At 48.2% G+C, this 22,412-nt stretch carries 18 protein-coding genes; 11 read left to right on the forward strand and 7 right to left on the reverse strand.

What is annotated here, in order from left to right:
• Positions 1–24 precede the first annotated feature (24 nt).
• The 3 genes from NKT06_RS05695 (at position 25) to NKT06_RS05705 (ending at position 5,435) form a co-directional block, all read left to right on the forward strand.
• A complete protein-coding gene (locus tag NKT06_RS05695; RefSeq protein ID WP_253431125.1) occupies positions 25–828 on the forward strand; it encodes a nucleotidyltransferase domain-containing protein in 804 nt (267 codons plus the stop codon).
• 447 nt (positions 829–1,275) lie between these two features.
• Positions 1,276–2,760, forward strand: a complete 1,485-nt coding sequence (locus NKT06_RS05700) for a 3' terminal RNA ribose 2'-O-methyltransferase Hen1 (protein ID WP_253431128.1) — start codon at positions 1,276–1,278, stop codon at positions 2,758–2,760.
• Positions 2,757–5,435 carry a polynucleotide kinase-phosphatase gene (locus NKT06_RS05705; RefSeq protein WP_253431131.1) on the forward strand — a complete coding sequence of 893 codons (2,679 nt, stop codon included), beginning with the start codon at positions 2,757–2,759 and terminating at the stop codon, positions 5,433–5,435. Before NKT06_RS05700 ends, NKT06_RS05705 begins: the two co-directional genes overlap by 4 nt.
• A gap of 112 nt (positions 5,436–5,547) precedes the next feature.
• On the opposite strand, the gene NKT06_RS05710 is transcribed toward NKT06_RS05705, so the two are convergent.
• Complete coding sequence (locus NKT06_RS05710) at positions 5,548–5,937, reverse strand: RidA family protein (RefSeq protein WP_253431134.1); 390 nt, start codon at positions 5,935–5,937, stop codon at positions 5,548–5,550.
• 275 nt (positions 5,938–6,212) lie between these two features.
• Here NKT06_RS05710 and NKT06_RS05715 point away from each other — a divergent pair, with 275 nt between their 5' ends.
• A complete protein-coding gene (locus NKT06_RS05715) occupies positions 6,213–6,464 on the forward strand; it encodes an RNA-binding protein (protein ID WP_145320846.1) in 252 nt (83 codons plus the stop codon).
• 66 nt (positions 6,465–6,530) lie between these two features.
• Here the strand turns inward: NKT06_RS05715 and NKT06_RS05720 are convergent, their stop codons facing one another.
• Positions 6,531–7,451 (reverse strand): AEC family transporter, encoded by a 921-nt coding sequence (locus NKT06_RS05720; protein ID WP_253442404.1) that lies wholly within the window; start codon positions 7,449–7,451, stop codon positions 6,531–6,533.
• 120 nt (positions 7,452–7,571) lie between these two features.
• On the opposite strand from NKT06_RS05720, the gene NKT06_RS05725 reads away from it, so the two are divergent.
• The 3 genes from NKT06_RS05725 (at position 7,572) to NKT06_RS05735 (ending at position 10,476) form a co-directional block, all read left to right on the forward strand.
• Complete coding sequence (locus NKT06_RS05725; RefSeq protein ID WP_253431137.1) at positions 7,572–8,087, forward strand: mismatch-specific DNA-glycosylase; 516 nt, start codon at positions 7,572–7,574, stop codon at positions 8,085–8,087.
• Positions 8,088–8,309: 222 nt separating this feature from the next.
• On the forward strand, positions 8,310–8,885 hold the full coding sequence (locus NKT06_RS05730; protein WP_253431141.1) for an RNA polymerase sigma factor: 576 nt from the start codon (positions 8,310–8,312) through the stop codon (positions 8,883–8,885).
• Between the two features lie 88 nt (positions 8,886–8,973).
• On the forward strand, positions 8,974–10,476 hold the full coding sequence (locus tag NKT06_RS05735; protein ID WP_253431144.1) for a DUF4179 domain-containing protein: 1,503 nt from the start codon (positions 8,974–8,976) through the stop codon (positions 10,474–10,476).
• A 169-nt stretch (positions 10,477–10,645) separates the two neighbouring features.
• On the opposite strand, the gene NKT06_RS05740 is transcribed toward NKT06_RS05735, so the two are convergent.
• Positions 10,646–11,707 (reverse strand): LacI family DNA-binding transcriptional regulator, encoded by a 1,062-nt coding sequence (locus tag NKT06_RS05740; protein ID WP_253431147.1) that lies wholly within the window; start codon positions 11,705–11,707, stop codon positions 10,646–10,648.
• 416 nt (positions 11,708–12,123) lie between these two features.
• On the opposite strand from NKT06_RS05740, the gene NKT06_RS05745 reads away from it, so the two are divergent.
• Complete coding sequence (locus NKT06_RS05745) at positions 12,124–13,443, forward strand: glycoside hydrolase family 125 protein (RefSeq protein WP_253431150.1); 1,320 nt, start codon at positions 12,124–12,126, stop codon at positions 13,441–13,443.
• A 302-nt stretch (positions 13,444–13,745) separates the two neighbouring features.
• Here the strand turns inward: NKT06_RS05745 and NKT06_RS05750 are convergent, their stop codons facing one another.
• On the reverse strand, positions 13,746–14,801 hold the full coding sequence (locus tag NKT06_RS05750) for a Gfo/Idh/MocA family protein (RefSeq protein WP_253431153.1): 1,056 nt from the start codon (positions 14,799–14,801) through the stop codon (positions 13,746–13,748).
• A 135-nt stretch (positions 14,802–14,936) separates the two neighbouring features.
• The gene (locus NKT06_RS05755; RefSeq protein ID WP_253431156.1) at positions 14,937–15,824 is read right to left on the reverse strand and encodes a sugar phosphate isomerase/epimerase family protein; all 888 of its coding nucleotides are present in this window, start codon (positions 15,822–15,824) and stop codon (positions 14,937–14,939) included.
• Between the two features lie 129 nt (positions 15,825–15,953).
• On the opposite strand from NKT06_RS05755, the gene NKT06_RS05760 reads away from it, so the two are divergent.
• Positions 15,954–16,850, forward strand: a complete 897-nt coding sequence (locus NKT06_RS05760) for an AraC family transcriptional regulator (RefSeq protein ID WP_253431159.1) — start codon at positions 15,954–15,956, stop codon at positions 16,848–16,850.
• 261 nt (positions 16,851–17,111) lie between these two features.
• On the opposite strand, the gene NKT06_RS05765 is transcribed toward NKT06_RS05760, so the two are convergent.
• Complete coding sequence (locus NKT06_RS05765; RefSeq protein WP_253431163.1) at positions 17,112–17,795, reverse strand: serine/threonine protein kinase; 684 nt, start codon at positions 17,793–17,795, stop codon at positions 17,112–17,114.
• Positions 17,796–18,301: 506 nt separating this feature from the next.
• On the opposite strand from NKT06_RS05765, the gene NKT06_RS05770 reads away from it, so the two are divergent.
• Positions 18,302–19,219, forward strand: a complete 918-nt coding sequence (locus NKT06_RS05770) for a PD-(D/E)XK nuclease family protein (protein WP_253431166.1) — start codon at positions 18,302–18,304, stop codon at positions 19,217–19,219.
• A gap of 170 nt (positions 19,220–19,389) precedes the next feature.
• Here the strand turns inward: NKT06_RS05770 and ald are convergent, their stop codons facing one another.
• The gene (ald, locus tag NKT06_RS05775; protein WP_253431169.1) at positions 19,390–20,523 is read right to left on the reverse strand and encodes an alanine dehydrogenase; all 1,134 of its coding nucleotides are present in this window, start codon (positions 20,521–20,523) and stop codon (positions 19,390–19,392) included.
• 189 nt (positions 20,524–20,712) lie between these two features.
• Here ald and NKT06_RS05780 point away from each other — a divergent pair, with 189 nt between their 5' ends.
• Positions 20,713–22,383, forward strand: a complete 1,671-nt coding sequence (locus NKT06_RS05780) for a PucR family transcriptional regulator (RefSeq protein WP_253431173.1) — start codon at positions 20,713–20,715, stop codon at positions 22,381–22,383.
• The last annotated feature ends 29 nt before the right edge of the window (positions 22,384–22,412 follow it).

Below are 22,412 nucleotides of genomic sequence, written 5' to 3' on the forward strand. Positions count from 1 at the left end.
GAGGGAATTCGGAGGCGGCTGACCATGACCTACGTTCATGAAGAAATGAAAGATACGATTAGACAACAGCTGAAGCAGATTGAACAGGAGGAGCAGGTACGGATCATTTATGCCTGTGAATCAGGCAGCCGGGCGTGGGGATTTCCTTCCCAGGATAGTGATTATGATGTGCGTTTTCTGTATGTAAGACCGCTGGAATGGTACTTGTCGATCAAGGATCGAAGGGATGTTATTGAGCGCCCGATCAGTGATCAGCTTGATATCAATGGTTGGGATCTGCGCAAGGCGTTGAAGCTGTTTCGCAAATCGAACCCGCCACTCTTGGAGTGGCTGCAATCCCCCATCCAGTATGATGAACGGTATAACGTGGCACAGCATATCCGGGCCCTTTCACCGTTGACCTTCTCGCCCAAGTCCTGCATGTATCATTATCTGAATATGGCGAAGGGCAATTTCCGGGATTATTTACAAGGTGAGCGAGTGAAGATTAAAAAGTACTTCTATGTTCTTCGTCCATTGCTCGCTTGTGGGTGGATCGAACGTTATGATGCGATGCCACCAATGGCATTTGAAGAGCTGGTGCGAGAACTTGTCCCTGCGAATACATCGCTGTATACGGAGATTCATGAATTGCTGCGCCGCAAAAAGGCAGGCGAGGAGCTGGATCTGGAGCCGCAGTTGCCAGCAATACAGACTTTTCTGGCCGAGAAGATCGAGCATTTTGAACAACTGGCCGGACAGATGGAAAATGAGCAGGTGATTCAATTTGAAGATTTGGATCGAATTTTCCGCTTGGCATTGCAAGAGGTGTGGGGCGAAGGGGAATAATTAGGACGTTCCTTCACCCAGGCGTGCGATCAAATGAGGGATGTTCACGTCTAGAACGTATAAAGTCCAAGTCGACTGGCTGATTGTGAAGAATCACGAGGGAGAGAATGTTCTAAGGAACACAGGACATCTACTGTGGCATCCAGAGTGTCTTTTTAAATTGTAAGGAACATGGGACACGTTATTTTCCGAAAAAGTTGGATAAAAGGATGGGAAAAGGCGGTTTAGCTCCATATAGCGTGACTCGGGTTCGTTAGATTTACGGGGACACTGCTCCACATGAAATAAGACGCCAGCGATTCGTTAGCGCTCCATCATGTAGTTGTGCTGCTCTCACTCCGGGACGTTCAAGTATGTTGGGGCTTTCAGCAGGTTAGTAGACACGCTCTGGGGCGTGATGAAAGCTCTGGGGCGTGATGAAATTTTCAAATAAAAGGAGGAGAACTGATGCATCTGATCTTGAAAGCAAGCGGCGCTGACGCGGGGGTTATATCCCATTTGTTAGCGAAGAACCCGCTGAATATATATGATCGTGTAGACAAAGGCGTGCGTGTAAGAATGGTGTACACCAAGGCTACAGAGACCGAAACAGAAGTGCTGATTCATGCCGAGCCTGATCCTGTGGATCTGGTCAGAGGCACGCCGGATGGGTATGACATAACGCAATATATCAATGATCGTGAGTTCGTGACCAGCAGCCTGTTCTGCTCCTACATACGTGGGGCGCTAGGAACGGCCCTGAATGGCAAGCCCAAGGAAGACTATGTGCAATGGGTAGGTCACGCTTTCGAATTGGAACTGACCTTTGGACCGGTGGCATCCGACCTGCCGGATCGGGTTGTGGAGGAATTATTCTCGCCATTAGGATACGCAGTTTCGATGGAACGTGGAGAGTTGTCCTATTCCTTTGATCTGAAAAATAAAAGCACAGTTCGCCATATCACCTTGCGTGGTCGTAACACGGTACAACATGCATTGCGTCAGCTTTTTCTGCTGATTCCAGTGCTGGATAATTACAAACACTATTTCATCAGTGAAGATGAGATCGATAAAATCAAACGTTACGGTGAAGGGTGGCTGGATGCTCATCCACTGAAAGAGCTCATTGTGAAGCGTACGCTTCGTTTTGCCGAACTGATCCGGCAGTATGAGCGTCAAGAGGGTGCTTTGTATGCGTCTTTTGGACTGGAGAGCGGAATGGCTCAAGTCTTGGATACGGTTATTCAGAAGAATAACGTGGGACATCGGGAAGACAGAGAACAAGATCAACGTGAGTCCGAGTCCGTTAGCGATGGCGGGCATTCTGAACCTCCTGTGCGGTTAAACGAGTTGCGTTATCGAGCGATTACGGATGTGGTATCAGCGTTGCCAGTCAAACGGAGCATTGTTGATATGGGAGCTGGTGAGGGCAAGCTGTCTGCTCGTTTGGCGCACATCTCCGGTGTGGAGTCAATTCTGGCGGTTGAACCTTCAGGTCAGTCACGACTACGGGCCATGGAGCGCTTCGCGAAGCTGGAGGGTCGTTCTGAAGTGGTGGCTATACCGGAGCCGATCATCGGTTCACTTTTTTATTTTGACGAGCAGATGCAAAACCAGGACGTCATGATCCTGTGCGAAGTGATTGAGCATATTGAGGAATATCGTCTGAACAGAATTATGGATACAATCATGAACGAATATCAGCCAGAAGTGCTGCTAGTTACTACGCCAAACAAGGAATATAACGAAGTGTACGCAATGGAGCAGGAAAGTTTCCGTCACCATGATCATCGCTTTGAGTGGACCCGTGCGGAGCTGGCTTCCCGGTGTGAGGAATGGACGCAACGGGGGAGCTATGGCTATGAAATTAAGGGTATCGGTGAGCATGTAGAAGGCTATGGACAACCTACTCAACTGGTCATTTTTGAGCGGAGAAAGGAGAGTCAATCATGAGGAGAAAAATGAGACCGAACGAAATCTCGGATAATGGCAGAGAACAGAAGGATCGGAAAAGTGGGACGGAGGAAAGACAGCGTGAGATTCGTCTACCCCACGCAGGCATTGTCGTTCTCGTCGGCCCATCCAACAGTGGCAAAAGTACGTTGCTGAATCGTCTCGTTGCAGAAAGCGTCATTCGCCGCACGGAAGCCGTCTCGTCCGATCAATTCCGCATGCTGGTTGGAGATGATGAGTATGTGGATTGGAAACACCGTCCCCGTAGTGAAGCGGATGTGATCTATGCGGAGTATCAGCAAGTATCGGCCAAAGCCTTTGAAGCGATGGAGGCGATGCTCGCAACCCGCTGTCGTCTGAACAAGCTGACTTGGGTGGATGCGACACATCTGTATCCAGAGGATCGGGAGCGGCTGATTCAGGTGGCAAGAAAAGCTCATGTATCTGTGATTGCTGTTGTGCTGGATATCCCGGAAAAAGAACTGCTGGAACGTGATGCCCAGCGGGAGTATCCGCGTGGACGCCAACGGGTGAAACAACAGGTGCAGCAGTTCAAGCGCACATTGCGCTCGATCCGTGAGGATGGCTTTGATGCCAGTTATGTGCTGAAGCAGCCGGATGAGATTACGTTTGTCCGCACATCCAATCCGCTGGTGACTGACATGGGTACAGGTATAGATATCATCGGAGATATTCATGGTTGTTACGAAGAAATGATGGAATTAATTGTGCGTCTCGGGTATGTGGACGAGGATGAAAGTGGCTTGTACCGTCATCCTGAAGGACGGAAATTGGTTTCGGTCGGCGACGTAACGAGCCGTGGACCAGAATCATTAAAATCTCTGTTGTTCTGGCAACGTCATTGTGACGCCGAGCTCGCCTACATGATTGACAGCAATCACGGCTGGAAGATTGCACGTTATCTGGATGGTCATGACGTTACGCTGAATCATGGTGACGAACGTGTAGAGATAGAGTTGCAACAGCTTGAACAGGAGCACGGTCAGGAGACGGCGAAGCGAGTACGTGCAGAGCTTAGATCATTTCTGCTTGAAGCACCATCTCATCTGGTATTTTCCCGCAATGGGGTAAGACAAGTCGTTGTTGCACACGCAGGGATTCGAGATCATTTTATCGGGAAACAGTCCAAACGCATTCAGGATTACTGCCGATATGGCGATGTGGATGGGACGGATGAGCAAGGTCGGCCGGTGCGCAAGGATTGGTACGTGGATCACAATTCAGGTGAATGCATCGTTTGGGGACATGATCCTCGTCCATATCCTACGATTGTGAATGATACGGTCAATATTGATCAAGGTGTCGTTTTTGGTGGCATGCTCACTGCTTGGCGAATGCCAGAACGTGAGGCAGTCAGTGTTCCGGCGAGGCAGGATTATGCTGGAGATCCGGATAGTCCATTAAAGCGCTGGGAACAGCGGCGTTTTGCTCCGCCTAACATACGTAAGTTCAAAGAGGGTTTCACGGTTCAAACAGCATCTAAACTGGATGTGTCTGTGCACGGTGAGGTGGCGAAGACGGCAATTGATACGTTTTCCCATTATACTGTACCACTGGAAGAACTGCTCTATATCCCGCCTACGATGAGTCCGCCGCCGGGTGTATGTTCCGTAGAGGGATATCTGGAACATCCACAGGATGCATTCCAGTATTATCGCTCACAGGGCGTTACCCGTATGGTTGCCGAGAAGAAACATATGGGCAGCCGGGCCATTTTACTTCTTTTCCGTGATGAGCAAGCTGCGGAGCAGCGTGTGGGCCGACCGATGCTGGGGAACATCGTGACACGGACGGGCCGATCCTTTTTTGATCCTTCAACAGAGCAGGATGTGCTCTCCAGATTACATGCGGACTTTACTGCAGATGGTTATTTTGATCGTCATCAGACGAAGTTTGTACTGCTCGATGCCGAGATTGTTCCTTGGAATCTAAAGGCGCGTGAGCTGATTGCTTCACAATATGCACACGTGGCCGAAGCCTCGCTGATGGATCGCTCTACGTTGCTGGACAAACTGCGTGAAGCCGAAGCAGCAGGTCGGAATGTAGATGAGTGGTTGCAGGAGACAGCAGGAAAACTTGCCAATGCCCAGACATTTCGCAATGTATTCCAGAAGTACTGTTGGGATGTGGATGATATCAATGATATACGGATTGCGCCGTTCCACACACTGGCACATAGCTCCGGAGCATTTTGGGAGCAAACGCATGAATGGCACATGGAACAAAACCGTGAGTTTGCCCGGATATCGAACTTGATGATGGAGACGGAATATCGCGTGATCGCAAGTGAGGCAGATGAAGCGGATGTTATTCGTTGGTGGAATGAGATTACAGCAGAAGGACATGAAGGCATTGTGATCAAACCTGAAACGTTCCGCGCCTGGAATAACAACAAAATGATTCAGCCTGCGATTAAAGTACGAGGACGTGCGTATTTGCACATCATTTACGGGATGGATTACCTGGCACCCGAGAATCTGTTAAGGCTTCGTAAACGTAAAACGTCCAAAAAAGAACGTCACGCCTTAATGGAGAGTGCATTGGGGATGGAGGGTATTGAGCGCTTTATACGCAGAGAGCCAGTGGAACGAATTCACGAATGCGTGCTAGCAACGTTATCGCTGGAGTCGGAGCGAGTAGACCCACGTTTGTGAATTGATATAGTAAAAGAATAAGAATAAGAATAAGAAATAAAGATGAAGCTGGTTCGGAGTTAATCCGAGCCGGCTTCATTGGTGTATAGACTTCGTTAAAGCAAGTTCCTTATCAGGTATGTGCAACTGCGCGAATCTCAACCAGTTGATGAGGGAAGGCCAGCCCCGATGTCCCAACCATCGTGACAGCCGGACGATGCGTACCTATATACTCTTTATACACGGCAACACATGGCTCAAGATGCTCCTGTGGGTGAACCAGGAAAATCTCCAGTTCAGCAATGTTCGACTTCGTCACGTTGAATCCCGCGAGCACGCGATCCAAGTTATCCAGTGTCTGGCGAACCTGTGCTTCAATATCATCGACACCAATAAACGTCCCCTGCATATCATGGGAAAATTGCCCTGCAATGTAGATCATACCGTTAACGCTGTACCCCTGAGCCACGCTAAATGCTTCTTCCCACGGGACACCGTGGCTGTAAATTTGAGTTGTAGTCATATGTTTCTCTCCTTTGTAATTCAAGATACGCCCTAGTATAAACGGAGAAAAACAACTTGGGCAGTACGCACTTTCATGACAGTGACTATCCAGAAGGATAGCGTAAACGCGTTGTTGTAAGCCTAACGACTCATTTAAGAAAATCTTTAAATCAGGATATTTAATTTAGGTATAACTAACTTAAGTCCTATATCCTTCCCCTAGAATCTGGGTAATAATTATAGTAGGCAAGTGATGAATGGAATCTCATAACGTAACGATAGGGGGTAACCTGTATGGCATCTATGATTCTGCTGGTGAAACAGACGGAGGACGATGAGAAGGTTATTTATCGATTCGGACCGAATGAGCGAAAGATGGGGCTCATTGAGATGAATAAGATCAAGGAAAGTGTGAGGGAACTGGAACCTGTCCAGGTGGATGGGGTGAGTCCGAGTTTTTTCTTTAATCGAGCCGCGCAGCGACTGGTACGATGTTTATTCAGGGAAGGCGGCAAATTCCCGGAACGAACGACGTTTGAATCATAATTTTGGCAATCAGAAAAAAACAAGTCCACAACCCTGTTCACGGGCCATGGACTTGTTTTTCTATATTCAGAACGTTTTGGCATAAGAGATCAGTGCCGTAATCGTGATGATGTTCAAGAGCGTAGAGATCAGCACTGTCTGGGCTGCAAAATCGGGTTCGTTATCGTATTCTTCCGCCAGGATGGATGCGTTGACACCTGTCGGCATACCCGAAGCAATGATGAGAGCCTGTGCAGCGATGCCTTCCAATCCAAGCATGAGCACAATCGAAATTCCGATAGCAGGGCCGATCAGGAGTCGCAAAAATGTGCTAATATACACATCAAGACGGTACAGTCGGATGGGATATTTTACAATCTGTGCACCCAGTGTTAGCAGCGCCACAGCGACCATACTTTGCTGCGCATAGGTTAGCGGCATAGACAAGAACGTAGGTAAGGGAACGTTCCACATGTGGAACAGAATCCCTAACAAGAGTGCATACGGAACGGGCATTTTAAGAAATCCAATAATCACTGCCCGGTAATTACCCTTGAGCTTCGCGCCCTGAATGGACAACACGCCATAGGTGAATGTCAGTAATGCCTGTAAAGACATGACCAGCGCCTGAATGGAAGAGGCGAGTGGATCGCCGCGGAATACCAATGCATTGATAGGCAGACCATAGTTGCCTGCGTTATCCAGCATAATACTGTTGTTGAAGGCAGCCTTCATGCCTTTATTCATCCGGAGAGAACGGGAAACGACTGAACCTATAATATAGAGAATCAATACATAGATTGCGTAAAATAATGTCACAGTCCCGAGCAATTCGCCCGACATATCCGAGTGATACATGCTCATAAAGACGGCTGCGGGGGTAATACAATAGAAATTGATTTTGGCGAGGGTGTACAAGTCCAGCTTGAACACCTTTTGCATCCAGGATCCGACGGCGATCAGGAGAAAGACGGGTAGGACGACTTCAAGCATGATGTCTGCAATCATTAGTTCAGCTTCCTTTTTCATGAAAATTTCATCCGATTTCGAAAATGCTTTGCTTATTATATCATTTTATACACAACCAAATGTGGGAATAGGCTAAAAAAGATCAGGAGGTGTTGCATCATGATTCCAGATCATCTGGATGTTGGTTTATCGATATTGTTTATTGGCTTCAATCCGAGCATTACGTCTGGAGAGACGGGTCATCATTATGCTTACAAAGGTAACCGGTTCTGGCGCATTCTTGAACGGTCGGGATTAACTCCGCGTTTATATGATGCACAAGAGGATGGAGAGTTGCTGAAGCTGGGGTACGGATTCACGAATATCGTGGCCCGGCCCACCAGAGGTGTGGAAGATATTACGAAGGAAGAGTACGCAGAAGGACGCCAGATTTTGCGGCAAAAGCTGGAGGACTACCGACCGGACATCGCCTGCTTTGTAGGAAAAGGGGTATACACCCAGTACAGCAAGCGCGCCAAAGTGCAATGGGGATTCCAGGACGACCCGGTCGTCAAGGAAATTCAGGAGTTTGTCGCTCCATCGTCCAGTGGACTCGTACGCATGTCGATGGATGAAATTGTGGCGATCTATTCACAGCTTGCTGATTTTGTTGCGGACAAGAACAGGGAAAATTAAGGGGTAAGAAAGACAGAAGAGGTAGGAAAGCAGTAATAGGCTACGACGAAACCTATAGAGAATGTGCAGCGACAATCAAAGATGTTGGTACGCAGAGTTCACCCTGTCGGCTTCGCCGATCAGGGCGAATTCTTTTTTTTGGATAAAGTGAGAGGTTTCGGGAACGGCTTCCGTCTATATAGTACAGAACCATGCATGGAAGCTGTAGAGAAGGGGGATTACATGACTCAACAGATACCGGAGGAGGAGCTTATTGAGCGCATTATTGCAGGGGATAAGCAGTTGTTCTCCGTGCTCGTGGATCGATATAAAAATAAAGTCTACGGCATCATGCGCGGAATGGGTGCGAGTCATCCGGATGCACAGGATCTCGCTCAGGATACGTTTATTCGTATCTATCGTTATCTTCCGTCGAGGCGGGAGGGGAGCAGTTTCTCTTCGTGGGTGTATACCATTGCGGTGAATCGGATGCGGGATTTTATACGGGAAAAGAAACCCGTGATGACTGCGGTCGATCAAGGAATCGAACCGGTCAGTAATGAAACACCGGAGAAACGTGTGCTGCATAAAGAAATGCAGCGTGAAATATACCGACATCTCGAACAGTTACCTGATTCGTATCGCCTGGTGTTATTACTAAAGTACACAAACGAGTTGAGCTATGAAGAGATTGCAGATATTACAGGCATGAGTTCAACCAAAGTGCGTAACGCCCTTTATCGCGGGAAAAAAACGCTGAGGAAGCAAATGGAACGCAAAGGAGGTTTAGCTACGTATGAAGCCTATTTCAAGGGATGAGGATCGTTTGTGGGATGAACACCTGTACCGAGAGGAGCCGGATGCGGATTTTACGCTTAAGCTCATGCAGAAGCTGGATGGGGTGTCCATGGAAAGTGGAGAAGAAGAGCCTCTGTTCGTGAAAAAATCCATGAGAGCGCATTGGATGCGCCAGACAGGAATTGTTGCAGCGGCAGTTGTGATTCTTGCGGGAGTAGCTTGGTTTGCATTTGATCGTACAGCTGAGCCAGCGCAACCCGCGGTAAATGCTGTGGATCATCTGCCATTGCCTAACATCTCTGTGCCTGAAGCATTGAAATATTCATATTTGGCTGATGATTACAAACGTCTTAAACCCCATGGACTAGTGGTGAATCCGAATCTACTTATTGAAGATCAAGGATATAAGCTCAAGATTGAAGATGTACTGGTGGATCGTTCTCAGATTGTAATGAGGCTGCAACAAACAGCACCTGATGGAACCAGAATGTCAATTTTATATCCTGAAATGGGAAGAGTTCATGTCACTGATGAAACGGGAAGAGAGGTTGCGACCCTTGCAAGGGATAGCAGAATAGGCAGTGGCTCTCTTGATAAATTTGTATTTCAGTTTGACAAAGATATTCCTGATCAGGTGTTCGTGCGTGGAGAATTAGGACATTTAAAAGTAGGATTGTTCTATAATTTTGTGACAGAGTCATATGAGGAAAGAGACGTTATGGTGGATTGGAGTTTTAAATTCAGCATTGATATGACCAAAGCAAAATCATTGGCTGTTGAAAATCCAATGAATAACACCTATACGACGCCAGAAGGACTAAAGCTCGATATGACACAGCTTGTACGTACTCCAAATGGAACCCGGCTAGATCTAAATGTGAAGCTGGATGGTAAGCTTCGTGGCAAAGTTGATGAGAACTGGGCGAGCTATATGAGTATCATTTACCATCTTGAAATTCCTGAAACAAATGAATATCGAATTTTCAACGGTTACAGACCAGGTGCACGTGAACCCAAGTTTCGACTCCATGATCAGCGTGAAGTGAGGAATGATGGAGCTTTGAAATTGTCAGACACATGGGACCCATCTGTAGTATCGCTAGATGCCAAGAACATTCGCTTTGTGCTGGATGGCTACACTATTCCGGTGAAGGAAGAGAAATCTGTAGAAGTTGATTTGGATAAGAGGCGTACGGACACTGCATTTCATACCTTTGTAAAATTTGAGCAGTTTGGCGATAAGCTTATATTTGATGATTTTAATTATAATCCTGTTCCAGAATCATATAACCTTCAGAAGAGTGATGTGAATAAAGGATATTCCCTTGTTCTGAGTGGAACAGGGACGTTTCGAAATGCCTTCCATGGCGATCGCTGGATAGCGATAGATTCGCAAGGGACGGAATATCCTGTGGAAGTGGTTGGTTATCCAAATCAGCCTAATAGTAATGGTGAATATGTTACCGATAAACTGCAATTCATCATCCAGGGTTTTTACAAAGATAACGGTCGAAAATTCACTTTAAAACGTGAGGTGGTCGATAGGGAGTATCGCGATCTGAATTGGGAAGTCGATCTTCCTTCGTACAGCAGCCTGCCTTGGCTGAAATAACCAATAGTAGATCTTCAGCCGTGAAGTAAAGAAATGCTTGAATGGATGGAGTAAGGATGGATCAACAGGATTGAAGTGTGGATGTATAGACATATAAGTATAAATGACTAATATACGAAAAGGCCCTGCACCATTGTGCGGGGTCTCTTTTCGTATGTACCACGCCGAGTTAAGCCGATTCCCTTGGAATCAACGTGGTCGATAACATCACCGTCTCTTTAGGTGTCCCCGGGCGTTCAATCCGACGTTGTAAAGCTTCAACGGCACGTTGTCCGAGTTCCTCTTTGCACAGGTTAACCGTGGTTAGGGGCGGGGAAGACGTAACGGCAGAATGTACATTGTCAATACCGATGACAAGGCAATCTTTAGGCGTGGAGATGCCCATCTCCTGTAATTTGTGCATCCACTGCAAGGCAATATCATCATTAACACCAATCCAGGCATCAGGACGTTCATCATCTGGCATGTTTTGAATCGTGGTAGCCAACTGGTTAACCCATTCCCCATTTTCATACGGAATATTCCATTCTCTGAAGCTGGTCGTATGACTCGTATCTACATGAAAATGGTTCAAAGCCAGTTCGATTCCGATCTTCCGCTGCGCGAAGCTCGCAGCACGACCATCATCTGTGATGAGGCCAATCCGTTGGCAATTCATCGACATTAAATATCTCGCTACCGTGATGCCAGCTTCCAGATTATCATGGCTGATCGTATCACAATTCAGCAATGGTTCCTGATGATCTACGAGAATAATAGGCCGACCCGTCTGAGAGAGGCGTTGCAGAACCGTATGAGGAAAAGCGCCCATGACAATAATTCCTGCACAACGTTCCCAGTCCAAATGAGGAGCAATAGCTTTTTCGGGAGAGATGTTCTCGTCTGTCACTCCGAGTGAGGGAGATACAATGGCATGATGCCAACCGCGCTCATTACAGGCGGAGATCATGCCTGACAGAACACGTTGCCAGTAGTGGGGTTCACCGCGGTTAAGCTGATTCATGCATATGAGAACAAATGGAGGATCGGAAGGATCCACATGGTTTGCGGCAGCAGGACCGTTGGCAGCACCTGGAGTACTTTGGCGATATCCCAATGCCCGAGCGAGTTCCAGCACCCGTGCACGTGTGGCTTCACTAACTCCCGTCTTGCCACTGAGTGCGCGGGAGACGGCATATTTGGATAATCCGAGCTGGTCAGCCAGCGTCTGAATGGATACTTTGCGTGACATATCATTACTCCTTCGTATGTAAGCGATTTGCATAAATCCAATGAGATGACCTTTAAGAATTGACGATCATCTTCGGACACAGTACACTTACAAATAATAATGTTATTATAATTTATCATAACAAAAATAACAATAGAGTTGGTCATATAGTCAATCTATATAAGTTGAACTAATCATTTACACGATAACGGAGAGGACAGAAGAAAATTGACAAAGCGAAGCTAAAAGCTTTCTGCAAGAAAGCTGCATCGGAAGCATAAACCTCGCCTTTATCACCGGATTTCCCCTTGAGAAAGGGGATCGAAAAAATCTGGGGATAACAGCGATTGGAAAGTTGTTCTGTCATCGTAGTGCCAGTGTAAATAATCTTTTTATCAACTTATACATAAAACCTCAATTCAAAGGAGACGACATCCATGGAACAGTTCAGATTACCGAAAATCCCTATGCCGCATCTGGAGTTGCCACAAGCTGTGCAGGATATTCTGACTGAGGCGGACGAGCGTTTGCAACATCGACCGAGATTGCTGGCTCAGTTTCGTAATTGTTTTCCCAATACGCTGGAAACGACCACGAAGCTGCATGATGATGGGACAACCTTTGTAATTACAGGGGATATTCCCGCCATGTGGTTAAGGGATTCCGTAGAGCAGGTCATGCATTATGTTCCACTTGCGAAGGATGACGAGAAGTTGCAGCGAATCATCGGAGGCCTGATCAAAAAGCATACATTTTATGCTGATAAGGATATCTATGCCAATGCGTTCAATGAAACGGCGAATGGATGGCATTGGGATGCCAATGATGAGACGCAGATGTCACCTTGGGTGTGGGAACGGAAGTTTGAGCTCGATTCCCTCTGTTTCTCCATGAAGCTGGCTTATACATATTGGCGGGAGACGGAACTTACAGATATATTTGACGAGCGCTTCAAGAGGGTGATGGAGAATATCGTAGACTTATGGGAAACAGAGCAGCATCATGCAGAGCGTTCATCTTATCGGTTCATGCGTCGCAATTGTCCAGCTCATGATACGCTGCGTAATGAGGGGTTGGGTATGCCTGTGAATTACACGGGTATGATCTGGTCCGGATTCCGTCCAAGCGATGATGCCTGTGATTTTCATTATAATATTCCGGCGAATATGTTCGCTGCGGTAACCTTGCGCCAGATGGGGGAGATTGCGAAGTGGGTATTTCGGGATGAACAACTGGTGAGCCGGATGGCTCGATTGGAAGAAGACATACGACATGGCATTTCCCTATACGGTACTTACCGTCATCCAGAGTATGGACAGATCTATGCCTATGAGACGGACGGTTACGGCAACTTTTGCCTTATGGATGATGCGGGCACGCCTGGACTGATGTCCATTCCGTATATGGAGTTTGCTTCGGTGGAGGATGCTGTGTATCAGAACACACGCCGATTCATTTTGAGTAAGGAGAATCCGTTCTACTATGAAGGGAAGGTAGCCAAAGGGATCGGTAGCCCCCACACCCCTCCGGGATACATCTGGCATATGGCGCTGTCCATGCAGGGTCTGACCGCAGACAATGACGAGGAAATGCGGGCCATGATTGAATTGCTGGAGAACACGGATGCGGGTGCCGGATATATGCACGAGGGTTTCCACGCCGATGATCCTAACACGTTCACAAGACCGTGGTTTGCCTGGTCCAACAGTCTGTTCTCGCAACTGGTGTATAAGGCAATGAAAAAAGGAATTCTATAGGTGATTGAGTTCGGAAAAAGAATGCTGACTGCTCGTAAAGAGGCCGTTCCGGTTACGAATCGTTCTTTCGATCGCTGTTATCCCCGGATTTCCTGATCGACTTTTGTAAAGTCGAAATCCGGTGATAAAGGCGAACACTTCGTTTCTTCAGAATCGATTTCGTCCCCTGCACTACTTTTCGTTTTGTCAGAAACTTTTTTTGTACCTTGTATAGAAAAGGGAAGTGGGTAAAAAACAAGAAAGCCCAAACTGCTGAAATTTGCAGTTTGGGCTTTGTTTAATTGATGTACACAGGCGCTTTGTTATGTGTTTTTCAGCAGATCGGCGATGAATACTTTCTGGCCTGTGCGTGCGCTTTCCAAAGATGCGAGGACCATAGCCATGCTGAACTGGTTATCACTGCAATCCGTTTCAGGCAATCGGCCTGATTCCAGTGCAGCGAACATGTCTTCGAGGCAGCCATGATGACCTGTTTTGTCCATGACAGGCAGTTCCGCTTCAATCCGCTCATTTGGCTGGAAAAAGGATGGTTTGCCATCAGCATCCAGGCTTTGCGCAGCGACCACCTCAGCATAGATGTCATCATGACCATCCCAGATGGCGGTTCCTTTTTCACCGATTACGCGCCAGCTTGCTTCCCATGATGTGGGTACACCTTCTGCGCACCAGGATCCGCGATAGTTGAATACAGACCCGTCAGACATCTCAAATATACATAACGCCATCGCATTGCCCTGATACCAGGAACCTGGAGGATTGAACTCATGGCAGTACACTGATACCGGGTTAGCCCCGAGAATATATCGTGCCTGATCAAACGTATGTATTGCCATATCGAGCAGCAATGGGCTATCCATCAGATCCCGGAATCCGCCGAAGTGTGGCCCGAGGAAGAAGTCTGCCCCTGCGTAACCTACCTGCCCTATAGCTCCGCCGGAAATGAGATGCTGGTAGGCACGGATACGCGGATCGAATCGACGATTCTGCATCACGGCTTGAATGTGTCCTGTACTGCGAGAGGTTTGTACAATATCTGTGCAGTCGGAGAAGGACTCTGCGAGGGGTTTCTCGCCAAATACATGACAACCTTCCTTGAGCGCTGTCATGGCAATGCCGTAATGACTCGCCGGAATCGTAACATCGAATACGATATTCGCGCCAGTTGCTTGAATGGCCTCACGGATATCGGTGAACGTAGGGCAGGTGAGGCCGTGTCTTGTAGCAAAAGCAATGGCTGTCTGTTCATAGAGATCAACCAGCCCGACGATTTCTGTATCCTGCCTTTGCAAGGCATAGTCCGCCCACGTGTTTGCCATGGCACCGCAGCCAGCGATAATTACCCGATAAGGATGACTCATCCGCTCATCTCCTTCGTATGGATTGTGTTTTTAGCTCGCATGGTTTTCGAGAAATGAGAAATAGATTTAACTATGGTTTTTATTCAGTCTTAGGCCAGCAGCAACTTAGGTTAAGTTTCAGTGGAGGTTGATTCTCTAAGTCGGATTGGGCACAAAATCGCCGCCACGACATTGTTTCAAATATCGCAAAGCATGTACCTGTCCGGTCATTTCGAGTTCGTCTTTGTAGACGGGATCATGCCAACCTTCAATATCGATCGTGCCCTGATAACCGTTCTGACGCAGAATGGTGATAATGTCTGCCCAGTTGTTATCCCCGAAGCCCGGGGTGCGATGCCAGACAAATTCCCGTGGACCGTGTACGCCATATTCCTTGACAATATCCCAGGCAATCGTGGCATCTTTGCCATGTACGTGGAAGACTTTGTGAGCCCATTTGCGCAGCTGTGGAATCGGATCGATCAGGCTGGACATTTGATGACAAGGCTCCCACTCCAGACCGACATTTTCATCCGGAACAGCATCGAACATCATCTCCCAGGCCGTCGGGTTATGGGCAATGTTCCAGTCGCCTGTCTGCCAGGTTCCACCCATATCACAGTTTTCAAAAGCAATCCGTACACCCCGATCTGCTGCACGGCGTGCGAGTTCACCAAATACTTCCTTGAACCGGGGGATGGACTCGTTAATGGGTTGATCGGTCAATCGGCCAGTGAACCCGGAGACAATATCTGCACCGAAGAGCTGTGCGTGATCAATCACCCGCTCCCAGCTTGCGAGTGTATCGGCGTTGTCTCCTGCTCCCGTGAGGGGGTTACCAAATACACTCACCGCGGAGATGACAATACCTTGTTCGTCCACAATTTCACGGACACGCTTGGCTGTCTCAGCCAGGTCCAGATCACCAGTGGTTTGCCAGAAGGTCAGGTTAAATGATTCGAAGCCATGTTGCATGATCTGCGGGATAACGCGGATGGCGTCCTGCCCGCCTACAAGGGTACCGATGCGTAATGATTTATTCATGGTTGTATTTCACTCCAATATTGGCTTATAGTACTTCGTGACACACTCATTATAGCCGTGCATTAACGGGATGGCTCTACACAATCTTGTGTAATATTAGTCGGATCTTGTGAAGAGGGGGAAGAAGTCGTGCTGGATCTGAAAGCGCTTCACGAAAATACCCGAATTGATCATAAATCACATCCATTTCAGTTGTTCCGAAATCGATGTTCTGATATGAAAGCGGAAGAATGCATTCTGTATTTGCATTGGCATGAACATTTCGAACTGATTGTTATGCGCAAGGGAAGTGCGCTGTTTCATATTGATAGCAAGCCTTATGTGGTTCGCGCAGGTGAGGTCATCATCATTCCTGGAGGCACGTTGCATGTGGGGTATGCCTTGCACGAGGGGGATGTGCATTATGATTCCGTTGTAGTCAACCGTGCACTGTTTCATGATTTCACCCACGATCCCGTGCATGAGCAATATGTCGCGCCGTATCTGGAAGGAAGAGTGAGGTTTCCGGTCAAACCGGCCGAGGAAAACATCGCCTGCACAGGCTATTATTCTTTGCTAAATGAGGCTGTGGAGGAAATGGCGTTCCAGCCCCCGGCTTATCAGCTCGTGGTAAAGTCCAAGCTGCATGCCTTATTCACGCTGCTTGCGCGAACCTTTATGCCGGAGCAGCTGCCGGATCGATCGGTTGGATCGTATTTTCCAAACCGCGAACGCTTCAAGCAGTTGATTGCACAGATTGAAGCGGATCCCACAGGCAAGATGTCTGTTACGGAAGCGGCAAGCCATGTGGGACTGAATGCGTATCACTTCTGCAAAATGTTCAAAAAGCTGACTGGACGTACCTTTGTTGAATACGTGAACGGATGCAGGATGAGCGAGGCAGAACAACTCCTGCAAGGCAGCAGTCTGACCATTACGGAGATCGCCGCCAGAGTAGGCTGCGACAATGCCAATTATTTTACGAAGTTATACAAACAATATAAGGGCATGACCCCCTCGCAAGGGCGGGGGAGAAAAGAAGGTTGAACACAACCAGGTTGGCAGTAGTCTCGAATAAAATATGCATAACGAAGGCTTTAGCCATATGCAACTCGCAATCACAATGTGAGCAGAAGCAGAGTATACATCAGTGATTACCGCAACAGTCAGCACACACACATATGCATACGGATACGCATACGCACCTACACAAAAAAAACACCCGGATAAAGGCCCCTTCAAGGCTATTATCCGGGTGGTTTGGTTTTAATAAAGCAAAAAGACAGTCCTATAATGTGTACAACGTACTCATTTCATAAATCTGGAGAACAGACGATTGGCTTTCTTGGCGAGATCGTCCATTTTGACATTGGCATGATCGAGCTGATTGTATCCCCATTTGATCGTCTGCAGCATGCGCGGAGATATGGGCGTTCCTTTGATTCGCGGATAGATGTTGTGATAGGCCCAGACGAGATGCTCCCAGCGATTGTCATTGCCGTCTTGAATATACTCGGATACGTCAATCACTTTGCCACGCCCGTCCTGAAGAATTACATTTTTCAAATGAATGTCACGGGGGTTCAGCCCGCGGCTGCGAACGGCTTCTCGCGCTGCGTCCACATCGAGCATCACCTGCTCGGGGACGGGGATTCCTTTTTCCAAACATTCCAGCAGGGTATCTCCGGGTTCAAAACTGATCACGAGAACATTTCGGCCGCTGCCGTAATAGGTAGGGAAGTATGGCAGTCCTTTGAGCTGTTCGTATACCTGCTTTTCATTTTCTAGTTTGTCCAAGGCATGATCCGAGTACATCTTGAAGGCATACTGCGGCAAGCCGTCATACGTAAATACAGCCGCATCCGTACCTGTGCCAATGCAATTCAATCCTTCTACATCGCCGATGATGTTCACGAGCTCATTCCGGTCGCTTCCGATGACTTGGATCTGTTGTAATGCTTCTTCCGCCTGGAACCAATCCGGTCGATTCATGGGTCGTGCCTCCTTTTTGGATATGCCTGTACAATTTTTTCATATAATCATTTTCTAACGAACCGAGTAAGTCTTATTTCACGTAAATCGGCAGATCTGAAAATGTAACGAATCAGAGACACGCTATAGATCATTTGCTTGCAGTAAACACGTTCTACAATCGAAATAAGACTAATTAGCGTTTCTGGAGTTCGTTAGATTCCGTAAAACCTCATGATCCACGTGATAAGGTGTGTGAGATTCGTTAGCGCCGGGCCCGCACTGGCCCCGGGCTAGATCAGAACTAGCATCCCGGATTAGCTGCCCTCTATGGAGTATATTATGCGTTCTGCTCCGCAATTTCATCTTTTGGTGATGTTACTATATAAACGATACGGATTGAATCGGAAACGGTTGCGTCTGAAGAAAATAACGGAAGCGAGCTTGCGGCAATGTTGCCCTGGCTTTATACTGTGAGCATTAAGGGATCTCATGCAGATCCGGCATACAGAAAGGCAGAATTTCTTATGGCACAATACCCGCAATGGTCTTATTCGCAGTCGCGGGCGAGTATGTTCGATGAGTGCCTGCGCAAATATTATTATCATTATTACGGTGCCCATAACGGCTGGAAGACAGACTCTGCTGATGAGATGCAGGTTCGTCTGTACCGTTTGAAACAACTTAGCAATCTGTACCTTGTCTTCGGAGACCTCGCGCATCGGATGTGTGAGTCGGCGGTACGCAGCAGAGAAGAGGGTAATGATAAACCGCGTGAACACTTTTTGGAACAGACGATACGCAAGCTGCTGAATCAGGCGTATGTGGAATCAATGGACGCGGATCAGTGGCGGCTGAACCCCAAGAATCGCACGATGTTGTCCGAGATCTATTACGGGGATGACACATTGAATGACCGGATCGCGACGATTAAGGAGCGGGCTTCAGCCTGTGTCAGTAATCTGTACCAGACGCTTACGTGGGAGGACTTGTCCCGGGCAAGCACGGACATTCTGGAGATCGAGAAATGGGATACGATGATGCTGCACGATACACGCGTGTATGTGAAGATGGACTTATTGTATCGGCGCAGTAACGGCAATATTGTCATTGTGGATTGGAAGACGGGCAAGGAAGATGACTTCTCGGATCAGCTCATGCTGTACGCATCGTATGTAAGAGAGCACTACCGGGTTCCTTTGGAGCAGATTGAGCTGCGAGTGGAGTACCTCCTAACCGGTAAACATCGGGAGTTTACAGCCACAGAAGAGGATATTCGGAAGGTGGAAGAGAACGTGGGTCGTTACATCGAGGAGATGCGCTCCTGTGTGGAGGATGAATATTATAACCGTCCAAAGGACGTCAGCTATTTCACAGCGATGCCTTCGCACCGGTCCTGCCGGGATTGCAACTTCCGCGAAGTATGCAGTGAACGGGCGGTCTAAAGCGCCAAAATCGGAGGAACATAAGACAAGGCCTTATCCGAATTGATCTATTTCATATGTGCAAAAAAATCAAGAAGCGCAAGCCGGGTACAACATCTGCCCGACTCGCGCTTCTATTGCGTTCCACAGGCCTGGCGACATGGCGCCGGGGTGGAACGATCCTATCAAGATTACTGGACGGCGGCGGCATTCTCCAGCGCCTGACCCGCAGGAACATAGGCATGCCCGAGATCCCGGGCAACCGCCTCATACGTGATGTGTCCATTCAGCGCATTAACCGCGCTGCGAATGGACGAACTGCCGCGAATCGCGGCGGCTGCACCGTGGTTGGCCAGCTGCAGCGCATAAGGCATGGTGGCGTTGGTCAGCGCCACCGTAGACGTACGCGGTACAGCGCCCGGCATGTTCGCCACCGCGTAGTGCACGACGCCATGTTTCACATAGGTCGGTTCATCGTGGGTGGTAATATGATCAATGGTCTCAACGATCCCGCCTTGATCAATCGCCACATCCACAATGACCGATCCCGGTGCCATCGTCTTCACGACCTGCTCACTGACTAGCGTTGGCGCCTTGGCGCCCGGAATCAGCACCGCACAGATCAACAGATCTGCCGCCGCAACAGCTGCCGCGATGTTGGACGGGCTGGATACCAGCGTGTGGATCTGATTGCCGAAGATATCATCCAGCTGGCGCAGACGATTCAGATTCAGATCGAGGATGGTCACATCCGCTCCAAGACCAATGGCGATTTTGGCAGCATTTGTTCCCACCGTACCGCCGCCAATAATGACCACTTTCCCCCGACTGACACCCGGTACACCAGACAACAGAATGCCTTTGCCACCTTCGGTCTTCTCCAACAGCTGTGCTCCGATCTGGGAGGCCATGCGGCCTGCAACTTCACTCATAGGTGTTAACAGGGGAAGAGTACTGTTGACCTCCAGCGTCTCATAGGCGATGGCTGTTACCCGACTTGCAATAAGCGCTTTTGCAAGCTCAGGTTCCGCTGCGAGGTGCAGGTAGGTGAACAGAATTAGCCCCGGACGAAAATATTCATATTCACTGGCAAGCGGTTCTTTCACTTTGATGATCATATCGGCCTCGTTCCACACTGACTTGGCATCCATTCGAATCTCTGCGCCCGCAGCTTGATATTCATGATCCGTGAATCCACTGCCGATCCCCGCGCCTTGCTCAATCATCACCTGGTGACCGGTTCTGATGAAATCAGCAGCCCCGGCCGGAGTCATTGCTACACGATTCTCATTGTTTTTGATTTCTTTGGGAATTCCGATTCTCATCACCATGCACCTCGTCCATTTATTGGTTGTTAGCTTATACTACAAGTTTATGACTTGGATATTCGTTTTGCACCTTACTTGATGTCTAATTATTAGAAATAGTACTCAACATATTGTCGAAAAAGACTGTTCAGGACATTTGTCCATGGATTATAATGTAAGAAAAAATAACACGAAGAGGGATCGCCATTGCAAAATGATCGCGTGTTTACGATTAAAGATATCCTTGCACGTCCGGTATTTGGCCGAGCACGATTAGCGGCAGGGAAGGATGGAGTGAACCGTCAGGTGGGCTGGGTTCATGTGCTTGAGATTACGAATGTATCTCCATTTGTAAGCCCCCATGACCTTATTTTATCCACTGGATTGTGGCTTCAATCGGAAGAAGGGCGCGAAGAGTATCTGCTCCAGCTCATTGGCAGTGAGGCAGCGGGGCTATGTGTGGAGTTTGGAACCAGCATATACGGAATTCCGGAAGAACTGATTGAGTTGGCGGACAGACACCAGTTTCCACTGATCGTATTTGAGCAACCGGTCCGTTTTGTCGAGATCACACAGGATATTCACTCGCTGCTCATTAATCATCAACACCAGCTGCTGAAGAGTCTCGAAGCTTACTCCCGTCAGCTTCAGCAACGAACATTACAGAGTACTGATATGTCTGCTGTACTGAATCTGCTGCATGAGTATGCTGCCAAACCGGTGGTGTACATTTCGTCCATGGAGCCGGGCAGTTTTGTGCCTGAACTGGCTCCGGAGATGGAACAGGCCATCTATACCTGGTATGAACAAGAGGTAGAACATCTGGATTTGAATGATTCCGATACCGAATTATGGTTCCATATGGATGAAGAGAAAGTTCTGCTCTGCCATCCGGTCGTCTGTTTTGGCCAGGTATTTTCTGCTGTAGGCATGATTGTGCATCCCGCGGCTCCAGTTGAATATCTCAAGCTGCTGCTCGACTACACAGCGAAGGCAGCGGCAGCACTCACACTTCGTTCCCAGTTTCTTGAAGAGAAGATGGTCCGCAATCAGAACGAGCTGATCCAGGATCTGATGAATGGCAACATCCATCAGGAAGACCAAGCTCAGACTCGAATGGGGCTTCGTTTGCTGGTGAAGGGACAGTACTGGTTTGCAGGAGGAGTTATAGAGATAGAGCATCGATTGAAAGGTACAGGCCGGGAGCGAATGGAAGCGAATCATCAGGATGTTCTTGTCCTGCTTCGTTCCCTGCTTAAGAAGAACAATCTGCCTAGCCTGATTATGCTGAAGAACAACCAGGTATATCTGTGCTGTGCGAAAGAAGCGGTATCGGCTGCTGCACGTCATCAACTGCTACGATTGCTGGAAGGGATTGCCCTGGATGTGAAACGGTTTGCCAGTCGTAACTTGAAGCAGGTTATGATTCATGTGGGAATTGGCAAGTTACGCAGCCGTTTGACCAGCCTGCCGGAGAGCCTTCAGGAGGCCTATCAGGTGATTGAAGTTTCGAGGTCGGTAGATCGGATGGAACATGTTCACTTTTACGAACGTATGGGTATATATCAAATGTTAAAGGCATTGCCTCAATCCTTTCTGCAACCCTTTGTCCAAGATCACTTGGGTATGTTGATTGAACATGACCAAACGCATCACCTGCGATTGGTCGAGACGTTGGATGCTTACCTGCAGAACTTTGGTTCCAAGCGGGACGCAGCCGCCCAGTTATTTATTCATCGGCAAACGTTGTACAACAGACTGGAGAAGCTGGAAGAACTGATGGGGCCAGGTTACATGGATCAAGGGAGAAGAATCTGTCTGGAGATGGCGCTACTGGCGCACGCGATGATCGAGAATGGTCAGTGGCAATCCTCTTAATGAGGTGAAAGGGATGCAAGACAGACTGT

This window comes from Paenibacillus sp. 1781tsa1 (assembly GCF_024159265.1).
GTDB lineage: Bacteria > Bacillota > Bacilli > Paenibacillales > Paenibacillaceae > Paenibacillus.